The 23235-nt window shown below is 66.1% G+C and carries 14 protein-coding genes and 2 pseudogenes; 5 read left to right on the top strand and 11 right to left on the bottom strand.

Annotated features, from left to right (window positions below; all coding sequences use genetic code 11):
• Positions 1-217: 217 nt before the first annotated feature.
• The 4 genes and pseudogenes from SXIM_RS00245 to SXIM_RS00225 form a co-directional block, all read right to left on the bottom strand.
• Positions 218-676, bottom strand: coding sequence for a hypothetical protein (locus SXIM_RS00245; RefSeq protein ID WP_053116045.1), 459 nt, complete (start codon positions 674-676; stop codon positions 218-220).
• Between the two features lie 109 nt (positions 677-785).
• A pseudogene (gene istB / locus SXIM_RS00240) lies at positions 786-1557 on the bottom strand (IS21-like element helper ATPase IstB).
• Positions 1558-1605: 48 nt separating this feature from the next.
• Positions 1606-1860 (bottom strand): hypothetical protein, encoded by a 255-nt coding sequence (locus SXIM_RS28760; protein ID WP_158708095.1) that lies wholly within the window; start codon positions 1858-1860, stop codon positions 1606-1608.
• 2401 nt (positions 1861-4261) lie between these two features.
• Positions 4262-5140 (bottom strand): SDR family oxidoreductase, encoded by an 879-nt coding sequence (locus SXIM_RS00225; protein WP_046722571.1) that lies wholly within the window; start codon positions 5138-5140, stop codon positions 4262-4264.
• Between the two features lie 71 nt (positions 5141-5211).
• On the opposite strand from SXIM_RS00225, the gene SXIM_RS00220 reads away from it, so the two are divergent.
• The 3 genes from SXIM_RS00220 to SXIM_RS00210 all read left to right on the top strand — a co-directional run bounded on the left by SXIM_RS00220 (position 5212) and on the right by SXIM_RS00210 (position 8359).
• The gene (locus tag SXIM_RS00220; RefSeq protein WP_030738742.1) at positions 5212-5790 is read left to right on the top strand and encodes a TetR/AcrR family transcriptional regulator; all 579 of its coding nucleotides are present in this window, start codon (positions 5212-5214) and stop codon (positions 5788-5790) included.
• Between the two features lie 606 nt (positions 5791-6396).
• Positions 6397-7641, top strand: a complete 1245-nt coding sequence (locus tag SXIM_RS00215) for an ATP-binding protein (RefSeq protein WP_148236045.1) — start codon at positions 6397-6399, stop codon at positions 7639-7641.
• 262 nt (positions 7642-7903) lie between these two features.
• The gene (locus SXIM_RS00210) at positions 7904-8359 is read left to right on the top strand and encodes a VOC family protein (RefSeq protein ID WP_030738754.1); all 456 of its coding nucleotides are present in this window, start codon (positions 7904-7906) and stop codon (positions 8357-8359) included.
• 217 nt (positions 8360-8576) lie between these two features.
• Here SXIM_RS00210 and SXIM_RS00205 read toward each other — a convergent pair whose 3' ends face one another.
• The 7 genes and pseudogenes from SXIM_RS00205 to SXIM_RS00175 form a co-directional block, all read right to left on the bottom strand.
• Positions 8577-8945, bottom strand: a complete 369-nt coding sequence (locus SXIM_RS00205; protein WP_148236044.1) for a hypothetical protein — start codon at positions 8943-8945, stop codon at positions 8577-8579.
• Positions 8946-9410: 465 nt separating this feature from the next.
• Entirely contained in the window at positions 9411-9752 is a 342-nt protein-coding gene (locus SXIM_RS00200) for a transposase (protein WP_168222731.1), read from the bottom strand.
• 113 nt (positions 9753-9865) lie between these two features.
• Positions 9866-10657: pseudogene (locus tag SXIM_RS00195) on the bottom strand (DUF234 domain-containing protein); the annotation flags it as partial.
• A 1569-nt stretch (positions 10658-12226) separates the two neighbouring features.
• On the bottom strand, positions 12227-18298 hold the full coding sequence (locus SXIM_RS00190; RefSeq protein ID WP_246156794.1) for a DNRLRE domain-containing protein: 6072 nt from the start codon (positions 18296-18298) through the stop codon (positions 12227-12229).
• Positions 18299-19411: 1113 nt separating this feature from the next.
• Entirely contained in the window at positions 19412-20131 is a 720-nt protein-coding gene (locus SXIM_RS00185) for a hypothetical protein (protein ID WP_246156792.1), read from the bottom strand.
• A gap of 77 nt (positions 20132-20208) precedes the next feature.
• Positions 20209-20880 (bottom strand): hypothetical protein, encoded by a 672-nt coding sequence (locus tag SXIM_RS00180; RefSeq protein WP_046722568.1) that lies wholly within the window; start codon positions 20878-20880, stop codon positions 20209-20211.
• A 29-nt stretch (positions 20881-20909) separates the two neighbouring features.
• The gene (locus SXIM_RS00175) at positions 20910-21590 is read right to left on the bottom strand and encodes a pentapeptide repeat-containing protein (RefSeq protein WP_053116043.1); all 681 of its coding nucleotides are present in this window, start codon (positions 21588-21590) and stop codon (positions 20910-20912) included.
• Between the two features lie 198 nt (positions 21591-21788).
• Here SXIM_RS00175 and SXIM_RS00170 point away from each other — a divergent pair, with 198 nt between their 5' ends.
• Both SXIM_RS00170 and SXIM_RS00160 read left to right on the top strand, forming a co-directional pair.
• The gene (locus SXIM_RS00170) at positions 21789-21986 is read left to right on the top strand and encodes a hypothetical protein (protein ID WP_046722567.1); all 198 of its coding nucleotides are present in this window, start codon (positions 21789-21791) and stop codon (positions 21984-21986) included.
• Between the two features lie 402 nt (positions 21987-22388).
• A complete protein-coding gene (locus tag SXIM_RS00160; RefSeq protein ID WP_046722566.1) occupies positions 22389-23012 on the top strand; it encodes a hypothetical protein in 624 nt (207 codons plus the stop codon).
• Positions 23013-23235: the final 223 nt, after the last annotated feature.

Genomic DNA, 23235 nt, shown 5'->3' with positions numbered 1-23235 from the left:
ACCGCTGCCCACGGGCGCCCCAAACGGCTAACTCAGGCTCTGTATGAGCGAGGGCTGGCTTCGTTCACTTCAAAGGGGCTCTGGCCCAGCTTCCGTGATCGGTAACGGTGAGCCACTGGGCTTGGCTTGCCTGTTCGATCACACTGTCGGTGTACTCCAGAAGTGCTCAGGCAGGTACGGAGGAACGTGCCCGGTCAACAGCACGGATCAGGGTTGCTCAGGCAGCATCGAAGCCGTTGCTCGCGAGGGCCTGTAGGTAGGGGCTCTGTCGTGTCACAGGTTGCCTCGAGAAGATCAGAGCGAGGGCGTCCCTCAGGGACTGCTCCACCAGGCTGTCGAACTCACCTGCCCGGCAGTGCCCTTCTGCGGGGCGGAAGTGCCAGCCCTTCCGGGTGGCGTATTGAGTGCGCAAGCCGATCAGTTCTTTGTCCCGCGTGAAGTGCCATTCGCCCTGTCGATCGGACAGTTCGAACACTGCGAGCCTGCTTTCACGGAGCGTGACCCTTGCGGCTTGAAGCATCAGGACAAAATCCAGAACGCAGACGGAGGTCGCGGCGTTGGAGAAGTCGCCATTGCCGATCCTCAGGCTGACGTCGACCTTGAAGTTTTCCCAGATGAAGGCAGCCTGGGCGAGCTCCTCAACCACCGTGGGCTCGCGGAAGGCGTCGAGTGGCACCCACTCAGGGCCCCATGACTCGTCCCTCGGGCTGGGAACGAAAGTGAGTGAAGGCGTTGGGTTGTGCTCACCGCTCCAGGATGCCGGACGAGGTGGCGGCCGCTGCGGGTCAGGCCACGTTGGTGTCGCGTCCGATGGCGGCGAGCCGGCTCTTCTGTCGGCAGCTGGGGCCGTTGATGGAGACGACATCACAGTGGTACAGGAGCCGGTCGAGGATGGCTGTGGCGAGGACTTCATCACCGAACACGTGGTACCCATTCACTGATGGTCCTGTTCGAAGTCAGGATGATTGAGCCCTTTTCGTGGCGCTTGGAGATCACCTGGAACACCAGGTTCGCCTCACCGCGTTCGAGAGGCTGGTAGCCGACTTCATCGACGACGAGGACGCCGGGGCGAAGGTAGGTGCGGAGCTTGCTGCTGAGCCGGCCTGCTGCCTCGGCGGCCTTGAGCTGGCGGACCATGTCGTCGAGGGTTGTGAAGTAGACCGAGAAGCCGGCCCGGCAGGCGACGACCGGGAGCGCGACGGCGATGTGGGTCTTGCCGACCCCGGGCGGGACCAGCAGGGCCGCATTGGCCTTGGCCTCGACGAAGGCGAGGATGGCGAGGTCCTTGATCTTGCGGGGATCGAGTTCGGGCTGGAAGGAAAAGTCGTACTCGTCGAGCGTCTCGTGGTGCGGCAGCTTGGACAGCCGCAGGCTCTGGCGGAAGCGCCGGTCGTCACGAATGGCGAGTTCCTCGGCCAGGACCAGATCGAGGAAGTCGAGGTAGCCCATCTTGGCCTCGTCTGCCCGGCCGGCGTACTGGTTCAGGCTCTCGGCCAGGTGGGGCAGGCCGAGCTTGGCGGCTGTGGTGCGGATCCGGGTGCTGACCAGCTCGCTCAACTGGGCTCCTCTGGCGTGGGGTGAGTGGTGAAGGGAACGGTCAGTTCGTCATAGACTGCCGCCGCCCTCGCGGCCGAAGCCGGAGTCCACCGCATGGCCTTGATGAAACGCCACGCGGACCTGAAGAACGCCTTCTGCGAGCGCGTCCGCACCGAGTCCCAGCAACTGCCGTAGAGCGAGAAGAAGCTTCGCGAGACCGTCGTCAAGCTCAAGCAGACCATCGCCGACCAGAACGCTGAGATCCTTGAACTCCGTCAGCAGATCACCCGGCTCACCCTCGCCGCCGCCGTACTCACCTTTCACCGTGACCCGCCGCCGCAGGTCCAGACAGTGCCGGCAACGTCATCCGCATTCCGACCTGATTCAGGACTCCGCTGGAACCATCATGCGGGTGATGCTCGATGCCTCACTTGCGCGGCTCGCGCCCGACCGTGCCCGGCTCATCGCCGCTGTCCGAACTCCTGTCGGGTGAGCACCCTGCGAGGTCGTAGGAGCTCGTCATCACGATCCCTGGGGGGATCTTGTCCTGCACTGACCAGCAGCACGAAGAACCTCCGTTGGTCAACCGCCGGCCGTTCGAATCGGTGTTCTCCACTGTCCTCCGCGGATGGACCATTGATCGCCGCAGGACGGAGGGCTCCTGCGAGCCCACCGCCCCGGGAGCTGTCCGGCTCATCGCGCTGAAGCACATCGAGCCGGGCGGGAAGATCACGGACCGCGATCCGGAAGCCGATGACTGGCGGAGCGATGCACCGGAACGCTTTCACCTCCGCCCCGGTGACATCCTGCTGTCCTCGGTGACATTTGACGGCCGGTCGAAGGCTGCCTTGGTCCAGGAGACCGACCTGCCTGCAGTCGCTGTGCGCAACATCATCGTTCTGCGCCCTGCCGAACCCCTGTCGACAGAGCGGTCGCAGCGTCGGTCTTCGACACGAACACAAGCCAGGAGGAGGCCAGGCGGCACATAATTGCTACTGGCCAGCTCACTCGGCTCCGGTCCCCTTGCGGCTGCCCAACTCGACGATCCGGGCTTCATCATCCGCACCCGCTATCCCTATCCGATCGCTCTGCGCTGGCGGAACGTCGAAGCTCAGAGGAGTACCGATGGGAAGGAGGAAGCCCAAGCGAAGGAGTAGGCGGCTGTACTCAGGGCCGCAGAAACCCTGCTCGTATACAGCACACTTCTTACGACCGGCCTCGCAAATGAAGCCGATATCGACTGATCTCGCTGTCCTTGCTGACCTGCGGCTGCTCGATGTGATTAACGTGGCGTGAGATCGCCACGACGAGTCGGATGTCATCACCCTTCGGCGGCTGATGGGAGACCACCCGGTCCTCCCCACCGAAAGCCTGCGATACACAGGACCGGCCCGGAAAGGGCTCCACCGGCTGAGCCCGTTCCGCACCTGCGAGAAGTGCACGGACTGCGCCACCCTGTCGCTGTTCCACGCGGATAAGGAGCAAGGGGGCTGCTTCAGACAAGCCTCGATCACGATCGCTCCTACCCGTACCGGGCGGACGAGCGGGTACTCCTGGCAGTCGGTCTCCGATCGCCCTGAACGCCGAAGGCGCAGCACGAGGCCTACCGGTCCGCCGAGCAATGTGCCTTCCCAGCCTGCTCTGGGCCTCCATCACATCACCCGTTCCGAACCAGGCTCCCGGCAGACCGGAACTCCGGGAACGCTGTATCCATACGAATGTCCGGTCGACGCTCCGCCCCGCCGAGTGTCGACCGTCATTTTTCGGCACTTGGCGGCCATAGCCACCGTTGTGATCGGCGGCCGTTCCGTCCGTCTAACCCCCGTAGTACCGCATGCCCGGCGACTCGCTGAAGACTGCGGCCATCACCCAGGCACCACACCGAGAGTCCGAGCCCTGACGGGTGAACAGAAGAACTTGACAGGGAACTCCACCAACCTCCTTGCCACCGGACGCGCCGATCTGCTCGCGCGCGCTCGCCGATGGCGCCGCCCCACCCTCGCCATCCTCCACCCCACCCCGCTGTTGGTCTGTCTCGCCCGCAACGCGGCAGCAGCAGAGCGCATACGGACCGGGAGGGCAGCCGAGCACATGCTCCGCGACCAGGCCCGAGTGGTTCCCGAGCAACGTGATCGAGAACATGCACGGCCAGCTCCCCACGCACGACCAGCTGCTGCACGGAGGATTTCACCAGGTCATCACCGCCTCCGAAGCCGCCGCGCTCCTTGGCCAGGGAGCGGCCGATGCGTGCGCGTGACGACGACCCGGCCGGTGAGCCGCACGGCATCCCCAGCTTTCCCTGGCGGCAGGCCGATCCGGGCTGTCTGCCGCTGAGGTAGGTCTGGGCCTGCGTGCGGTGCGCGGACCGTGGACTGGAGCTGGCCGTCTGACTCTCCCCTCGTTCTGGAGGTGCTGCCGCGCCTCACCACCGATGTGGAGTTCGGGCTGGACGTCACGACCGGCCGGGCCGTCCTCGGCTGTCCGCCGGATTGCCCCACCCCCGAGCGCAACCGCTACCCGGCCTGGGGCGGCCGCCGCCACGGTGCCCGGTCCGCGAAACCGTCCCCGATACCCTCACCGCCGCGCTCACCCTCGCACGCGCCGCCCTCACCGGAAGCTGAAGCCCGGGGCTGTCGATACCAGCCCCGGGCGGCCCCTGTCGTTCCAAGGCACGGGTCGGGAGTGTCTGATTCCTGATACACCCCTTCCCTGCTGGAACAATTGATCACGCGCCGTGCGGTTTGGGGTAATGGGGGCGAAGGTTGGCGGCAAGGATGCGGTCGAGCATCTTGTCGGAGAGGATCCGTGACAGGCGGGTGAGTACGGCCGCGTCGCGCCCGATGGTGTATCGGGTGCGCGGGCGCCGGGCGGTCGCGGCCTTGGCGATGACCAGGGCTGCGGCCTCGGCGGACAGTCCGGAGTCGGTGAACGATGTCGCCTGGTTGATGATCGCCTGTAGTAGCTCGCCGTAGCGGCTGCGCTGGGTCGGCGACAACGTGGCAATGGTGTCTTTCGCCCGCTCGATGCCGTGGCCGGTCATCTCGGTCTTTACCCCGCCGGGCTCGACGACCACGACCTGCACGCCGTGAGGTGCGAGCTCCCGCCGCAGGGAGTCGCTCATCGCTTCCATGGCGAACTTGGCAGCGGCGTAGGCGCCGTAGGTCGGCATCGCGATCCGGCCTCCGATGGAGCTGATGTTCACCACCCGGCCGCCGCTGGCGTGCAGTGCGGGCAGGACGGCTTTGGTCACCGCGACGTGCCCGAAGAAGTTCACGTCGAATTGCCGTTGCCACTCCTCCATCGACAGCACCTCGACCGGCGCGTTGATGGCGATGCCGGCGTTGTTGATCACTGCGCGAAGCGGTCGCCCTGCCGGGTCGTCGGCGATACGTTGGGAAACTGAGGCGATCTGTTCGGGATCGGTGATGTCCAGCAGCACCGGCTCCAGTCCCGCGTTCCGCAGCGTGTCAGCGTCGGATTGGCGCCGGACGCTTGCCAGAACATGAAAGCCGCGGCGGGCAAGCTCGCGGGCGGTCGCGGCACCCATGCCGGTCGACGCGCCGGTAATAAGGATCATCTCGGAGTGCTCATATGACGTTGTCATGCGAGTGACGATAGCAACTCGTATGACATTGTCAAACGAGTCGTGTGACGGCGTCACGTAACATTGGGGGCATGGTCAGCCGATTGGAAAGTGCCGCAGCCACCCGGCGAGCGCTGGTCGAAGCTGCCGCCGATCTGCTGGACGAGGGCGGGCCCGGCGCGGTGACCCTGCGCGCCGTGGGGGGCAGGGCGGAGGTGTCTCGCGGTGCGCCGTACGGACATTTTCCGGACAAGGAGCACCTGCTCGCCGCGGTCGCAGCCAGGAGCTGGGGACAGGTTAGCGAAGACCTCGAAGCACTCATTGCGGCGGAACATCTGACGCCGCCCGAGCGCCTGGCGCGCGCACTGGCTGGCCTGATGGATGTCGGTCGGCGGCGCCCACACGCCTATGCGTTGATGTTTGGCGCGCCATCGACTGCCTCCAGCGAAGCGATCGCTGCGGTGTCACGCACGCACGACCAGTTCCTTTCGATCGTCGCGGGCGCCCTCGCGGATCCACAGCGCGCCCGGCCGGTCGGTGCGATGTTGCTGACCAGCGTGCACGGCATCATCAGCTTCGAGAACGGTGGTCTCCTGGAGGCCAAGAAGTGGCACGTTACCGGCGATCAGCTTGTCGAAATGATCATACGAACCGCAACCGCACCTCAATGAGCGGTGTGCAAGCTGAAGTTACTGCTCACGGGTCTGGTGTGAATGGCGAGTTGGGTACTCGTGCCGGTCAGCGGCCGATGGCCATGGCGTGAGTCATCGGACAGATCCCGCTGCGGCGGAATGCCCCGTTCGGCTGCGCCCACGACCGGTCCCCGCCAACGATCCGTCAGCAGGTCGGCACGCCGTGAGAACGACCGGATTCCTGCGGCAGAAAATTACATGGGATTCCTGTGTACGCGTACGCGCCCAGCGGATCGGGCATATCCGCCAGAGGTGGAGAAGAGGTGGATTTCGTGCACGTGATCGAGTTGCCGGTGACCCGACGAGGGCACTGAGTACGTCCGGGTACATGTCCGGGAGGCCGTGCCGGACAGCGAGCAGGGTGTGGTGCCGGTCGGCAGGAGGGGCGAACTGCCGGTCTGGCGGGCGACGAGGTCGCTGGGCGTGGTGCGGCCCGTCGCGGAGACGTTCGTGGCGCGGTTCTCGGACATGGAGCCCGCCGGAGGAGATCAGCCTCGACTCCGGCATCTCCCTGACGGCGGAGGCGGACATCCTGATCGCCGCCGCCTCCGAGGCCAAGACCTGGCGACCGTAACCCGATCCGCGGTGACCGCGCTCGAACCCGCACCGCTGGCAGGCGGCATCCTGCGGGTGCTGCGGCCCGACGGCTCCGTGGCGGGAGCCGCGTTCCTGGTGTCCGAACGGCTCGCCGTCACCTGCGCACACATGATCCGTGCGGGCGAGGAAACGAGCCCCGGCACCCGGGTCATGGTGGACGTCGGGGCCGTCGACGGCCCCGGGCCCTTCCCAGCGACGGGTGCGCGACTGGCACCCACAGGCGGATGTCGCCGTACTGGAGATGGCGGCGCCACTGCCCGGCACCCAACACGTACCGCTGATGGAGAGCGGCGACCAACTATGGGGACACCGCGCCAGAACGCTCGGTTTCCCCACAGCCACGACCAGAGCGTGTGGCACTCCGCGGTGCTACGGCAGCAGCAGGGCAACGGCTGGCTCCAGTTCGAGCAGGCCACCGACGGCCGCTACGCCGTGCGCCGGGGGTTCAGCGGCGCGCCCGTGTGGGACGACGAGCTGGCCGCTGTGGTGGGCATGGTGGTCGCAGCCGATCCCGGTCACCCGGTGGCGTTCCTGATCCCCACCGACCGCCTGGTGGCCGCCGCCCCGTCGTTGCGGGACGTGGTGGGCCTGCCATCACCGTTCCCCGGCCTGGAGGCGTACCAGGAGAGCAACGCGGCGGCGTTCTTCGGCCGGGATGAAGAGACCGAGCGGATCACTCGCCTGGTGTTGGACCATCCGCTGGTGACCGTGCTGGGCGCCTCAGGGTGCGGCAAGTCCTCCGTGGTGCGTGCGGGGGTGGGGCCCCGGCTGCGCCAGGAAGGGAGGGCCACCTGTGTGGTGCCGCGCACCCGCGATTTGCTGGGGGTGCTGGCGGCCGGACTGACTTCCCTCATCCATCCGGAGGCGCGTGGGCAGGCGCAGCGGACCGGGTCAGCTGAGCCAGTGGGCACCGATCAGCAGGAAGCTCGTGGCGGCTGCGGTGGAGGTGAGAATCGGACTGCCGAGGAGCAGCCCGGCGATCCCGCCTCCGAGCATGAGCATCTCGGCGAACAGCACGGCGTACATCTGCAGGTTTGTGTAGCCGAGCTGGATTCCGATCGCCAGTATGACGGCGTCACACAGGGCTACCGCAATCACGAGGCGAGTCATCGCGTGGGCTTGGTAGACATCAACGGGGGTGGGGATGGGGCGTGTCGTCATCGTTCCCATGACATAGGGCAGGACCCATTTTTTCCCGGACGCACATCGGCGCGCCGCTGGCCTCCAGCATAAGAGCCTCGCGGCGGCCCCGGAGAGCTCAGGTCACCAGCTCGGCCAGCCACGCCAAGCCTGTGCAACCCGACTGTCTCCGAAACCCGCCCGGCCGGCGGCTGGGACTGCTGACCCCACGGATGGGCACTGGAGCAGAGAAACCCGCCAGTGACACCCCGTGGGCCTGACCGCCCGGGTGGCCTCGGGGAGAGGCCGGGGCCACCCGGCCAGGGCCTGTTGAGAAAGCGGATCGTCTGTCAGACCTGCCTGGGATGCTCCGGGCATGGAAATGACAGTGCAGCTGACGATCGACTGCTCCGATCCGCAGCGAATGGTGACGTTCTGGGCCGAGGCCCTGGGCTACGTGCCTGAGCCTGCGCCGGGCGGGCACGCCACGTGGCGTGCTTACTGGGCGGCGGTGGGGGTGCCCGAGGCAGAGTTGCCGGCTGGCGCCGGGGACATACCGGAGTCGATCATCGATCCCGCGGGACGTGGACCGAGGGTGTGGTTCCAACAGGTTCCGGAGCCGAAGGTCGCCAAGAACCGGTGGCACTTCGACCTGAAGCCTGGTGGGGGCCGTGACGTGCCACTGGACATCCGCACACAGCGGGTCAAGGCCACAGTGGAACGGCTGGTCAAAGCTGGTGCCACCGTGCTGCGGATCAAGGATGAGCCGGGCATGGGGCTCTACGCCGCCGCCATGCAGGACCCCGAGGGAAACGAATTCGACATCGTGTGAGAGCCGCTGTGACGCTGCTGGTCACACCCATGCGTTGATGGCTGCGACCAGCACCGTCGCTTCATAGCAGGGTGCCCACGGTGCCAATAGGTGTTGGCACCCCGGTTGTCGGCAGTGCCTGCTCCGCCTACTGCTGCCTACTCGTGCCTACCGCGGTTGGCGGTCTCGCCGGCTCGGAGTGCTCGGCACTGTGGCATCCGTGGCGATTCCCGGCACTCTATTGGCGGCCGGTGACCAGCAGCAGCGGCATCGGCAAGTCCTCCTGGTGCGCCGCCCGCACGTGGAAGCTGTGGGCGAGCAGGACGGTGGAGATGGCGCTGGTCAGCACGGCTCCGGATGTCCGCAGCTGCAGAGCGGCCTTCGAGGTCTCGTAGATGCGCTTCTCCGCATCGTCGCCAGGTAGCCAGCCGACGCTGACTCCGTCCTTCACCAGCCGGAGGCCGACACCTCCTCGTCCGCCGTCTTCTTTCGTGGAGACGCTGTCGAACGGGCGTAGTCCGCAGCTTTCCAGGACGTCCCAGACCTCGACGGCGAGCTGGTGGAAGGCGTGACCAAGGGTAGCGGCGCGGTGCTTGTTCTCCAGCATGCCCGGAAGCGTAAGGGCCCCGGGGCACGAGTGTGTCTCGTTGGGGGTGTTCCTGGTCAGGGGATGATCCGGGATGTCAGGTGGTGGTCAAGGGGTGGGCCGCGACGATGACGCGGCTCTGCCACCGCCGGTGCTGTGCCAACGGGACGTCTTTCGGGTTCTTGGCCGGTGCCGGTCACATAGGGGGTCTATGCGGCCCTTTGGTGGGGTGAAAGGTCGTTGGTCCAGCAGAAGGAGGCGCATGTGTTCGTGATGATGACCGGGGTGGACCGGTGTGGTGGTCGGGTGTGGGGGGAGCCGGCCGGCCCCGTGCCGCAGCGGGCTCCGTCCTCGTCCTGCGGTTCGGCTCGTGTGCCGGCTGGTGGCGGTGGTCAAGCCTTCGGGGGTTCCTTCCGTTGTGGCTTCCGGTCCTCCCTCCGATCCCGCTTCCGTGCCCTTCCGTCTAGCTCTGCGCATCGGTGCAGGTCAGGGCCCTTGACCGGCCTGGTGAGCCGTTGTCACACCCCTCTTGTCTCTTTTGTAGAGACAGCCGGGGTGTCGCTCCGCCGCATCGGCCTTGACCTGCAACTTCTTCAGAACGCGGGCCCAGGTCCCGTCGATCTGCCAGCGCCGGAAGAGCGTGTACGCGGTCTCCCACGGCCCGTATCGCTCGGGCACATCCCGCCACGGAGAACCCGTGCGAGCCCGCCACCAGATCCCGTCGAAGCACTGCCTCCGATCCCGCGGCTTCCGCCCCATCCTCGGCAGCGGCGGCAATACCGCCTCCAGCCGAGCCCACTGTTCGTCCGTCAGATCTCCACGAGCCACTCCCTGATCGTTCCACACCCTTGATCAACATCTCAAACACGCCTTAGAGGCACTACAACGTTGTGGAACGTTGCTTCAACCGTTTGGAGCAGTGGCGCGGGCGGTGTGCCGGGTCAGTGCCAGGCGTTCAGGAGGTCTTCGGGGGTGAGGGAGCGGATGCCTTCGGCGGTGCAGCCGTTGCGGGTGACGGCGAGGAGTGGGGTGGTGTCGTCGGCTCCTGGGAGTTGGGCTCGGTGGGCGATGAGGCGGGCGAGGTCGCGGGCGTCGAAGGGCTTGCTTTCCAGCCACTTGACCGATCCGGCGAAGGTGACCTTTTTGGCGATGGGGGAGCGGTCGGCGCCGATGAGGTCGATCTCCGGGTCGTTGGTTCGGGTCCAGTAGCCGCCGACGGTGTTGGTCCCGGCCGGGAGTACGTCGTCGGCCAGCCGCCAGAGCGCTTCGCGGATGACGGGCTCGACGGCGCGGCCGCGCCAGGAGGTCCAGCTCGTGCGGATGGCGTCGAGGACGCGGTCGCCGCGGCCGCGTTCGACGGCGGGGATACCGGGGCCGATGAAAGAGAGCCAGAAGCGCAGGTACGGGTCATCGATGCGGTAGCGGGTCTCGCGACTCGGTTTGGTGGACAGCGGTAGCTCGGCGGCGACCATGCGGCGGGATGTGAGGATGTCCAGGGAACGGGTGACGGAGCCGGGGTGCAGGCCGCCCGCGGCCCGCCCGATGAGGGTGAAGGTGCGTTCGCCTTGGCCGATGGCGCCCAGGACGGTGCGGGCTTGGGCTTCGGTGGGGAACTCGGCGGCCAGGGTGCGTTCGCCGCTGACGAGCAGGGCTGAGGTCGGCCTGCGCAGCGCGGTGGCGAGGTAGTCCCACAGGGTCGCGCCCTGGGGCCATTCTTCGAGGATCAGGGGGATCTCGGTGCTGGCCTGGGACACCAGCGCGGTGCAGGCTTCGAGGTGCGTGCCCCAAAAACCAGCGGACTCTGCCGACAGGGCCTTCAGCAGGGCATTGATGTGCTCGATGCCCGCGGCCAGGAGTGCGCGGCACTCGGTCACAGGATGGCCCCACCCCATGTGGGTGATGCCGTTGCGGGACTCCCGCAGTTCCTTGAGCTTGGCAGGCTCCTTGTGCTCAGGGCCCAGGAGCTGGGCTGCCCTGCGGATGGCACCCTCACCGCCGATGGTCTTGAGCCCGGCGCGGCCCCTCTCGTCCTGCCTTCGTTCCCACTCAGGACCAGGAGGACGTCCACGCTCGGCTGCTTCCCGGACGCGAGGAGCACAGGAGCGATGGACGCCAGGTACGCCTTGGACGCGTGCTCCACAGCGACCGCCATGTGGTGCACGGCGAAGTCCTGGTCGATGGGCTCCTCCAGGAACGCGTCGACAGCCGTACGCGCCCACCTCCGGGCCGATATCAGCAGGTGCTCGTGGATCAATTCGTGCGACATGCCATCAGGTAGAGCGGTGGTGTGGGAGTGCAATGCGAATTTGGCTGCTGGCCAAGGTAGGTGGACAGGTGGAATCGTGTCCGGGCGTCGTGAGATGGGAGACCAGAGAAGGACATGGCACGGTTCTCAGAAACTGATCGGCTGAGCTGGCCGTCGTGCCGGTCCTCGCAGACCCCCTGTGCGACGGGTACCACCCGTTCCTTCCCGCCGTCTGCTGCTGCCGCGTCTTGGAAACGCTTGTTTCAGGCGAGGTCGACCTGTTTCCGGCCGGTTGCTGGGGGAGGGGTGCTTGCTCGTGCCCGGTCTTGACCGGTAGCTAGCTTCCGCTCCCTGTTCCACGGGCAGGCTGCGTGGCTGCCCCGCCTATCATGGCTACTGCGCCCTCCCGGCCGCGCCCCGGTTCTCGGTCACATCCTGTCACCGACTGCGTCCCTGTTCGGCCCTCGGGCCCTGGCCGTCAACTTCGGCCCCGCTTCTCCCCGTCCTGATGGGCTCGGCAGTCCGGCCGCGCTGCGCCGCTACAACTCCCGGCCTTTCAGAAGTGGAGCCGTTGTTGTGCCGGATCGCCCGCAGGCAGGAGAACCTGAACAGGGGAAGCCCGGACGGCTCCCTTACCGGTGACGTGTCTGTACGGTGCGCGGGGGCAGCAGGAGATCCAAACCGTGCTCGCCGCACTCCCTGCCCGCTTGACAGGGGAAGTCTTGATCAGGGCCGTTGGCCCTACCGTTCGCCGGCAGGGCGGTCGCCATGCACGACGTCGGGGGGCTGCCGCGTGGCTCGCGGCAGCCCCCCGGGATCGGGTGCGGTTGGAGTTCGGCTGCGCTACTGGTCCGTTCCGGTAGCCAGTGGTGCTCGCCGAAGTCGCCTCCACAGATCCCAGCCGAAAGTCAGACTTCCGAGCCCGAACAGCGTGGCGATGGCGTGCCCTCCGAGAGCGAGTGAGACGCACATGCCGGCCAGAGTCAGGCAGGCGATGGCTTCCGCCACAGCCATCAGCCTACTGGTAGTTGACATCAGCAATTTGCCTTTCCGCGGTTCAGCAGCGAGTTCGCCAGACTGTGGGAGGGATGTACCAGCCGAAGAGACGGCCTCTCCACCTGGCGTAACCGCCCTTCACGCTCGCACAGTCTTTCGTATTGTAGTAAATGTAACCTGCGGAGACCGCGATGGTCCAGGCGTAGAAGCGCAATCCGTTTACCACATGCTTCCAGACCCCCGGCACGTAGTCTTTCACAATGGCGAGGAGCCCACCGGCCGAAGCAGCGCTCCAAGCCAGCTTCATCGTCTCGCTACGTGTGAACTTCACGCTCACCCAGTGATACTGAAGGGGTGACCACCAGGCGTTCTTCCAGTAGCTGTACTTGAAGGTCCCCAAAAGGTCGTAGCAGTTGATCGGGTCCGCGTTGCAGTATTCGTACGCGTTCGCGCTGCCTCCGAATACCGGGTCCACCGACAAGAATCGCCCACTGGCCGGGTTGTAGAGCCGGGATCCCATGAGGCTCAGTCCAGCGGTTGGCTCCGTGGTGCGCTGTTTGGAGCCCAGCCAGCTGTAACGGGGTCGTTCTTGGTTGGCGCGGTGGTTGCCGTACTCATCGTAGTCCAGCGCGGTAGGAGCGCTCTCCGCGGCCAGAGGCAATTCGAGGGCGACGTCGCCGTGAATGTTGCTGAACATGAGAGTTGTGCCGTTTGTCTTTCCTGTCACCGCAGCCAGATCTCCAGAGAGAGATGTGACATTCCGCGTCATCTCTCCTGTGGCTGTGTTCTCGATGGTCCAGCGCGGTATATCGTCATCGCCGCCGTAGTGGTTGATGCTCTTGACCGCGCCTGTCCAGGTGCTGCCGCTGGCCGACTCTGTTGTCGTCGCCCGCCGGCGCAGATTGGGATCCACGTCCCACGTCTGGCGCTGGCCGTCAGCGATTTGCCGGTACACGAGGTCGGAAGTGTAGTAGCCGAGGGTGACACCACCAGGCAAGGAAGTCGTACGACCGAATGCATCGTAGACGTAACCGGCGTCGACAATCCGGTCACCGCTGTCGTAAACGCTGGTGACTGTTGTGCCTCCACCGGTTGGGCAATCGGATCCAGGTGTCCCGCTTGCCGACACAAGGGACACCCGGTTCGCGCGAGCGTCGAAGGTGTAGGCACGATGGGCGCAGACGGTCGCATAAGTATCGTCTACGCCCACAAGTCGGCCCACCGCGTCGTAGCGGTACGACTGGTGGGACCACCCCGCGTGCGAGGTTGCCTGTCCGTGCGCCGAGCGAGTGATGCCATCGGAGTACACCGTGACCGCGTCGCGGCTGTAGATGCGATTAGTTTCCTCGCCCAACGAATTCCGGGTGATGTTCAGGCGGAACCCACCAGGAAGCTCTTCCGTGCTTATGGCTCCGTCCGGGTTGTAGGTCGCGCGGAAGGTGCCCGCCACTGAATCGGTTATCCCGATCGGCAGCCCTCGAGGCTCGGAGTCGGTGTCGTAGGAGTAGGTCACGGTTGACGGCGAGCTGTCCGAGATCCTCACCGGGCGGTCCAGGAGGTCGTACTCAGCCCTGGTGTTGCCTCCGTCGGCGTCCGTGTAGGAGATCTGACGGCCCAGTGCGTCGTACTCCCGGGTGATGGTGCCTGCATCCGCGGAGCTGGTCGTGATCTCGCGACCGGTACTGCTGGCATATTCCGTGGTGGTCGACGGGAGCGCCTGTCCGATGCCGCCCGTCACTGTGGTGGCTGTCGGACGGCCGGCGCTGTCATGAGTAGTACTGGAAGTGCGGGTGACCCCGTTTGCCTTGGTGATCTCCGCTGTGACATTGCCCCAGAAGTCGTACTCGTACGTGGTCGTCGGCATTTGAGCCGGGTGGCTGCCGGGATCACTCACCTCGCCTGCCGGGCCTGCGGAACAGATCAAGTCCGTCCATTCCGGGCGTCCTGCGCACGGTCCGGAGCCAGTCGCCGACCAGTAGGCATTCACCTGTGTGGAGGCTGCGGCGCTGCTGGAGCCGGGGAGCTGCTCCATGATGGTGCGACCCTTGGCGTCATATTCCTTCACTGAGGTAAGAGCAAGTCCGTTCGGATCCTGGATTGTTCTGACTGGCAGGCCCTTGACCCAGTCATAGACGAACTGGCTCTCGCGTATTTCGCCCTGGACCACCAGATGCTCGCGCACTTGGGAGCCCACCGTCACTTTGGTGACTTGGTCCCTTACAGTGGCTGACCCGTTGGTGGGGCGGTCACCGTCGTACTCGAGAACCGTCCATTTCCTCGCGGCTACCGAGGTGCCGGACGGAACCCGGACGGTCGTGCCCTCTGTGAGGTCCTTGGTCAGCTCGATCCGGTGGATCGGCCCGAGCTCCTCTATGAGACGGGTGCCCGATTCGTTGTAGATGCTGCGAGTGGACAGCAATTCGGCTCGTTCGGCGCTGGGGAGGTCCCTGATGCCGAGAGCGTTCAGTGCCGTTCGGTCCTGAGCGCCGGCGCCAAGAGCCACGGAGCGGTTGGCCGCGGTGAGGTTACGGACCGAGTTGCCGAACCGGTCGTACTCGGTGGTGGTGATGTGGTCCCCTGGTTCGGCGACATTGACCTGCCGTCCCGAGACGCCCAGGTAGGCGATGGTGGCGCGCTTGTAGTCGGTTCTGGAGAGATCACCACCGGTGTGGGAAGTGGCGGCGGCGTCGGCGGGGAAGACGGCTGTGGCGTCGGTGGGCTGGTCAGTCTGCCCCCAAGCCCTGACCTCTGTGGCACCCATGGCATGGGGCGCCCTCGACCCGGTCAGTGGCACGTCGTAGACAACGGTCGTGACGGCCTGGCCTTGGACCTCCTGAGTGGTCCCTGGCTTGAGGGCGGGGCGGGTGACCTTGAGGAGCATGCCCTCGCCCGTGGTGGCGGAGTTGCCCGCCTGTCCGTAGACCAGGTTCCACGGAAGCTCTCCCGGCGGCGTCACCTGAGTGACGCGCCCGTCCTCGTCATAGGTATAGCTTGTCTTGAGCAAAGGGATGATCAATGGATTCCAGGATTCCCGCAATCTGCCTTTGCTGTCGTACGCGTAAGCGGTCACGGTTTTCGCTGTGGCGTTCGCCGCACCGTGCTCGGTGGACCACAGCCGTATCTCTTTAAGCCGCCCGCGGTAGTCACCGAGTGTGCTGTCGGTGGCGGTGGTCGCCTCGCCGTAGATGAACTCCAGGGCACGGCAGCCCTTGGTGGAGGGGGTGGCGGCGCAGATAGCGGCGTTCGCCGCCGAGTTGGGCGCGATGACTCGCTTGGGACGGGCTTCCTGCTTACCGTCCACAGTGACAGCCTCGGACACCACGGTGGTGGTGGAGCCTGTCAGGCCATCGAGGAGGGTGCTCGATACGGGCCACGTGGTGGCGTCGGGGGCCGAACGGGTGAATTCTGTGACCGTTCCCTCGGAGTCGGTCAGTGTGAAGCTACCGGTCACCGAGCCGGAGAGTGTCAGATTCTCCGACCCTGGTTCAGGTTGCCAAGCGTTCTTCGCGGCGTTGGCGGTGAAGTGGATCTCGGTGGCGTCTGCGGTGACCACCGCGACCGCCGTATCAGAGATCTCCTTCAGATGAGAGAAGTCAGAGCCAGTCAGCTCCGCTACGGTCCCTGAGACCCACTCCGGGCCGAAGACCGCGGCCTGTCCCTCTTGTTTGCCACCCGCGTCAGGCGTACGCGAAGAAGCGGTCCGGCTGACTCCCATCCCGAAGTACGAGGCGTCCATCTCGTCTATGGAGTAGTCGCCGGTCAGCAGATTCACTGAACCGGGTCCGATCTCGCGAGACGCGGCACCAGAGGCGTTGCGGTCGACAACCACCGACAGAGGGGCAGTGCTTCCCTCAGCTCCCCCTGGACCGGCGAAGACGGCCTTGATCTGCAGGGAACCGTCAGGATCGACTGTATTCGCGGCGTTCCAGACGAGAAGTGCGTTGCGGCCGTCCACCAACGGCACGGGCCACGAGGTCAGCGGCGTGTCATCGGAGATGACATGCCCGGGCGGAATCTCGCTCCAGGAGTCGGCTTCGGCTCGCCGCCACGAAAAGGTGACCTTGTTGTAGGTGTCGGCGTCCGCATCTGCGACAAGAGCCAGACGCCGGGCGGTGCGTTCACCGTCGGATGGCCGGAGGAAGCCTCCGGGGCCGACATGGAAGGTGTACTCGACGGTATCGGAGCGGTGATTCGCCCTGTCGACAGCCCGGACCTGGAGCGTATGCGTTCCGTCGCGCTCTGGAGTCACCTTGAGGTGCTGCGCACCGGAGATACCGTTGGTCTCATGTTTGGTCCAGTTGACGCCGTCCAGGGACCACTCGAGCCAGTGGTGATCGGAGCCACTGGGCGGTGTGACACTGAAGGTGCCGGACTGGCCTTTACCTTTCACCCATTGACCGGTGGGGTAGTCCGTGGAGGTGATAGCCGATGGGGCGTTGGGGGATTGGGTGTCGACGGTGAAGTATTTCCACGCCGACCATCCAAGGTTGTAGTGGGTGCCGTCGTACGGGCTGGTGCGGAACTTGTACCGTATTCCGTGGGCGAGGACGTTCGCGGGAACGGTGACTTCGGCCGGGGTTCCGGAAGCCACCCACGGGGAGACCAGGTAGTCGCCGATCCGGGCATCGGTGGCGGCGTCGCGGATCTCGAAGGTGCCGTTCACCCTGTCACCGTCGGCGTCCACGAAGGTGTCACGCAGGACGGGGGTTGTGGAGTCGACGACGTACTCGCCGCCGTAGGAGAAGTACGGAGGCCCTGCTTCCTGCTGAGTACCGGTACGCGGGCGGTAGTTGTAGGTGACGGTGAGTCGGGGCGGATTGGAGGCGGCGTTCGCGGAGCGAACCTGCTTCCATTGTGCAGTGGAGGCGCTGGGGGTGCGCAGGCCCATGTGACCGCGGGTCCTTTGGGCCGAGGCCCAGGTCTGCACGAGATCACTGACGTTGGCGGTGATCCACCCGGGACCACCGCAGTTGGGCCGGCCGGCCGTCTGGTTGGAGAGGGCATGCTGTTGGATCCACTGCGGCTGGTTGGCCCAACGGGTAGAGGTGGATGCGGCACCGGTCTCCCAGACGGCCCACTGCTCTGGGGCACAGTTGGTGTTGCCGGAGTGAGTGTTGTAAAGGCGTAGCTCAGCGTTGGTGATGAGGGCGTCGCGGATGGGCGATGTGTCCCAGGTGATGAAGGAGCGGGACCAGCGTTCGGTTCCGTCGGGGTTGGTGGTTCCGGGGTTGCCGAAGTGCAGCTCGGTATTGGTGGACCAGTCGGTGGTCTCGCCCTGCTTGACCAGGGTGTCGAAGACGTTGGCGAGAGTGCTGGTGGAGGGGTCGACCGTTACGGGGTAGCTGGTGGTGGGGTCGGTCAGGAAGTCGGGGTCGGGGGTGAGAACGAGTTCAAGGTTTTCTCCCTGGCCGTTGATCTCCATCTCGACCGGGCGGACATTGGCGTGGTCGCCTGAGACGGTGTCGGTTGTCGCGTCCCACATCACAGGTGCCGGCATCACCGCTCTCTCATCCCCGGTGTCGGGGCTGGTGAAGACGAAGCCGCCGTCCTCCTGCCGTTCGATCTCCAGGCCCTGGGTCTTCAGTGGCAGGGTGTAGGAGAAGGCACCGTCGACGGGAGGACGGGTGATTTCGAGGTACTGCTCGAAGCCCGTGCGAGTGGATTCAACGATCAGGTCGGTGCCAGGCAGAGCCTCTGGGTAGCGTGCGACGGTTTTCTCGTCGCCTTCGATGATCGGCTCGGGTAGGCCACCTTTCCACTGCAGGATGACCTTCTCGTCGCCGTCGCCCAGGTGTACCAGGTCCCGTGCGGGTGCCGCGGCTGCTGACGCCAAGGTGGTGGCCACCGCGCCTTCTTCGCCGGCGAGAGTCAGGCCGGCGGGGTGTGACTTGGCGGCGAGGGAACCGTCGTCACGCCGGACGAGTGTGACGTCGACAGGTTCCCATTCGCCGGCTTCGTTCTCGAATCGGATGGGGCCGGCCGAGAGGTCGGTGGTCAGCGAGCCATCGGGATTCACCCAGGTTGTGGAGGTCTCAGTGCGCTCGGAAAGTGCCTCAACCTGCCGGTCATAGAGCTTGGCAGCTACCTTCGCAGACTGGATGTCTGCTGCCTCGCGTACCGGATCTTGTTCCATGGGGGTCTGCGGACCGTCTGTGGACGCAGGTCGGGAGAGAGCCACGGCTTGGCCGCCGGTGGCCGTAATCAGAGCCGCCTCGGTAGTGAGCAGGAGGGCTGTGGTCATTGCAGTCCACAGCAGCACCTTGGGCTGGCGCCCTAGGGGCAGACTGACGCCGCGACGGGAAGAGGGGCGCTTCGGACCGTGGCGCCGACTGAATCGTGCGCGGCCCGAGAGGGAAGTCATCTGTGCCAACACCTCCACCTTTGTGAAGTGTTTGTGCGCTGAATCTGACGACCTTGAAACTATCCAGACAGGCAAGATCAGATTCATTGACGAGATGTGCGAAAATATGACATGGCATCAAGGGAGAGAAGTGTGATCAACAACACGGATTAGCGGAGAAGACCCTCAACGCCGCACCACAGGTCACTCGCTTCACACAGGCCACACCACGAGAGCTGCAGAAGACCACCAGCTCTGGTGAGGCCGTACCCTCCATCTGCGGCCGACACTGCCCCTCCGCACACTCACCGGATGAGATGACCCCCCGAGCGCATCCGGCGCATGCGTAACGAGCACCTGGGGACGTCAACAGACCGCCTACCCGGGCGCACGGTTCAGATGGATAGCCCCCTGCCCAGCCACAGCCCTTCGATCAGTTCTTCGGTGACGGGCTCCTGGCCGGTGAGCAGGTTTGCTGCCGGGGTTCAGCTATGTGACGCTGCTGGAGAGCATGTTCTCTACGTAGGTGCACGGGCTGACCCTTAGTACTTCTGTCAGCAATCGTTGCCTGAGCTGGCGATGTAGCCGTCGCCCGGATCAAGGCGGATGCGCAGGCAGCGCAGCGGGTGTCCTGCGGCGACGTACCGGCGGATGTCCGGGCGGTTCACGCAACCGCTCGACCAGTTGGTATCGCATCTAACTGGTCCGGTCTTCACAGGCTAAGCACTGGGCTTGGCACAGCTCGGAATCGACTGCCCGGCGCCAAGGCGCGAGTGGTGCAGGGCAGCCTGAGCTCGTTGCCTGCTGCGGGTGGTGGGTACGCTTGGAGAGCAGCAGCCCGGGGTGAGGAGCCCGGGAGCGGGACCACACAGGCATCGTGTTGCTTCCTCCGTTAGGCGGTCGGGGTCAGAGGGTCCAGGGCAGTTGGAGGGCCTCGATGTCCGTGTCGTTCAGGAGGGCGTCGATGAGCGGGGCGGGGCCGGCCACCTTGGTGGCCCAGAGGTCGTAGTCCGTGCACAGGACCCAGGTCCGTTCTTGGGCCCAGAGGTTGGACGGGGTCCAACCGTCCTCCTCCGGGTGGTCGTACAGCACCTTGGCATGGGCGAGGGTGCCGGCCCGTACGTGCAGGTTGTCGAACTCCTTGGCCCCGTGCAGGAGCGGGTTGTAGTAGGCCAGGCAGCTGGTCTGCGCGCCCTGCGGGCTGTGTTCGGTGAGGATGTCGATCAGGCGGTTCCAGTCGGTGCGGTCCAGGCTGCCCTCGGACGGTCCGGCGATGCCGACCGGCCAGCCGTTCGGCATCCGGAGCGAGGGGAAGGAGCGGTAGCAGGGCAGCTGTCCCTCGGGCGCCACGGGATCACCGGTCTGCTGCGAGAGCTCGGCCCAGCGCAGTCGGCGCCAACGGGGGCCGGGGTGCTCGCCCGGCGTCCCGCCCAAGACTTCCGAGGGGTCGAGACCGGGGATGATCTCAGGCCCACCCCCATTCAGCACAGCTCGTCGGTATGCGACGTAGGACATGCCGGTGGGCCCGAGTTCGTGTTCGTACATGGAGTGGAGCACCCAGGCGGCGTCGGGCAGTGCCGGCGGCATGAAGCCGGTGAGCCCGTCATCGCCGGCCAGACCCCGCAACCAACCAATCTCCTCAGCCGCAGCCTCGCTCGCGGTCAGCGGCCACCGGGCGGTCGCAAGAGCAGCGCATATGTCGTTCACCCGTTCAGGATCTCACCCGCCGCCGCGGCGAGCACCGGCATCACTTCCCAGCCTTCGCCATGTTCCCGGTGCCTTTGACTTGATGGGGAATCAGTCATGGCATTCAGCCACTGTGCACGGGTACGCCCGTCATCTGTCCTCGGTGTGGGGGTGGTGCCGGTCCAGGTCGGCGTGGAGCGTGCGGCAGATCTGCTGAATGTCGCGGTCGCCGAGGAGTAGGTAGCGCGGTCCGGGGCCGAGGTTGAGGCAGAGCCGGCGGCGGCCCTGGTGGCGTCGGGCGTACGGCAGCCGGTCGAAGTTGTCGACGTGCAGTCCGATCCGGGACCGGTGGCGGAGTCCTCTGTGGTGGTGGCCCGGTGGTCGGGGCTGGCCGCGCACCCCGGGAGGGTGGTGGGCCAGCGGCCGTCGAGGGGGTCGAGGCGGGCGGCCAAGTCGTCGGAGTCGAGGTCCGGCAGCGGTCGGTGGACGAGTTCGATCCGGACACCGTCCGGCACCGAGGCATCGGCACAATGCTGCTCAGCGTCGGCGGCGGTGATCGATTTCCCGTTCTCGTCGGGGGCGATTGCGCCGTCGTCGTAACCGGGCTTGCTGGCGGCCTGCCGGACCGGTGCGGTGTCGCACCGGTCGCGTATGTCGTCGAAGGTGTGGAATAAGGGCTGTGGGCCCATGGCCGTGCCTCCCCAGGGCGGGTGCGGGGCTACTTGTCGTCGAGGTCTTCACTGAAGGTGAGGTCCAGCTCGGCGGCGAGGGCCTCGGCAAGCTGGAGTGTCTGGGCCTGGTCGATGACGATCTGCTTGAGCGAGGCCAGGCCGCGGAGCTGGGAGAGGTCGTTGCCCCGGAGGTCGAGGCCGCGGTACTTCCCGCCGTCGAACTCGGTCAGCCGTAGATCGCAGTCATCGATCAGGGCGGCGCCGAGGTCAACGGCGGCGAGGGTGGTCTCGCGCAGAGAGCACTTGGAGAAGATCACGGGGCCGGTGGCTCGGACGCGGGTGCTGTAGTCGAGCTTGCAGTGCTCGAACAGGACGTTGTCGAGCGTGACGTCTTCGAAGGTGGCGCCCATGAGCTTGCAGTCGCGGAAGACGGCTCGGGAGATCCTGCTGTCGGTCCACCGTGGGGAGGACAGGTCGCATCCGGTGAACTCCACGGAGTCGACGCGGAGCTTCTCCAGGCGGGTGCGCTGGGCCTTGAGGCCGGTGATCCGCCCGTCCATCAGGTGGGTGTCGGCCAAGTCGAGGTCACGCAGGTCGGCGTCGGCGTAGTGGAACTCCGCTACCCGGCCACGCCCGCCCTCCAGTGAGGTGACGTTGGAGAGGTAGAGGCCCGGCTCGTTCAGGGCGGGGAGCGTGACGCTCGTACGGCGGATCGTGCGGGTGTCCATCAACAGCCTTTCAGCGCGGTGGCTCGGCCGCCGGTGCTGCTGGCACGCCCGGGGCGTGCCAGCAGCGGCGCGGCCTACTTCTTCTTGTTCCAGTTTGTCGCTGCTTTCTTGGCGTGTCTCACATGCCTCAACTCCCGTTGATTGGACGTGGGGTTAGCAGTTGATGAGGGTCGTGTCGCGGACGTACCGTCCCGCCTCGTGGTGGTGCACTTTTTCTCTGCCGAGGGCTGGCAGTCCTGGGGACTCGATGGCGAGCCGTTGATCCCTGAGCGGATGCCGGTGCTGCTCGACGACGACTTCCTGTTCGAGGACAAGGGCGGCCCGCGGGCGACGCGGGCCGTGAACGCCTGGCTTCGTACGCTGCCGTCGAGCGGGGCGCCGTCGCCGAATTCGTGAAGGCCCCCCGAGGAAAAGCCCAAGGTGTCGCTGGTCGAGGCGATCCGCAAGACAAGACTCATCCCGGCCCAGCTGGAGAAGTCGGTACCGCAGATGCGCAGCAAGGGCCGGTTTCAGGTCGGCGCGGACGCCGACATCGTCGATCGGCGCGCCGAACCACAGGCTGATCCACAACGCGGCGGCAGCCACGATTCAGCGGCCCGCCCCGGGGCGTCTCCCCAGTCCATCCCGTTCCTCCCCTGCACGACCCCGGCCAGGTCGGCAGACACCGGGAGGAGCGGCAGGATACCCACAGCCCACGATCCGTGTCCGTTTCCCCTTTGACCACGAGTGGTGCGCGCCCGGCCACGCCCCCGGTACGCTGCACGGCCGACACAGAATCTTCATATCCCTGGGGGACTTATGAACGCGCGCTTTCACCGCGCCGGCATAGCCGCCGCTGCGGTCGCCGGCCTCGCGTTGACCGGGTGCAGCAGCAGCGACGACAACGGGAACGCCCGGCCGCCCCTCAGCCAGAACGAGACGCCGGCCGGCGACGACGCTTCCCCGGACGGCGACGACGTCCAGGACGACGACGCCGACCCGCAGACTCAGGCCTCCGGTGACCTTGCCCCGGGCGAGTCGTACACCTGGGAGAGCTCCGGGCTGTCGGTCACGATCGACCGCATCGAGGAGCTGGACCCCTCGACCCTCGAGGAGTGGGACCGTCCGAAGGAGGGGCGCACCCCGTTCCGGGTCCACCTCACCGTCGCCAACACCGGCCAACAACCGGTAGACCTCGGCTCGCTTTCCCTGAACGTGGAAGGCGCCACCAACGGCGGAGAGGTCTTCGTCGGCATGTACTCCGGCGACGTAGAGATCACCGGCCGTCTCGCCCCCGGCGTGACGGCGGAGAAGTCACAGAGCTGGTCCCTGGACACCGAGGCGTACGGCCGGGACATCCTCGTCACCGCCTCCTACTGGGGAGACGAAGAGGACATCGACCTGTGGACCGAGGACCCGCAGTGGGTCGGCACCATGGAGTAGCCATCCCCGCGGCTGTCCGGCCCCCTTTCGTACGGTGATCATGAAGGGCTTCTGGTTTCTCATGTCGGGCGCGGTCGTCGTCATGGTGCTTCTCGCGCCCCATGTGATCCGCTTTCGCATCACTCGTGGACAGTGGGGTGGCTGGCCATCCTGCTGGGCTTCATCGCCGTGATGGCCCTGCTGGGTCTGACGGCACGCCTCACCGTTACGGATGGCCGGCCGA

Source organism: Streptomyces xiamenensis (assembly GCF_000993785.3).
In the GTDB taxonomy this organism is placed as follows: domain Bacteria; phylum Actinomycetota; class Actinomycetes; order Streptomycetales; family Streptomycetaceae; genus Streptomyces; species Streptomyces xiamenensis.
The sequence above is the reverse complement of the archived record's forward strand: the minus strand, read 5'-3'. Positions and strand labels throughout refer to the sequence as shown.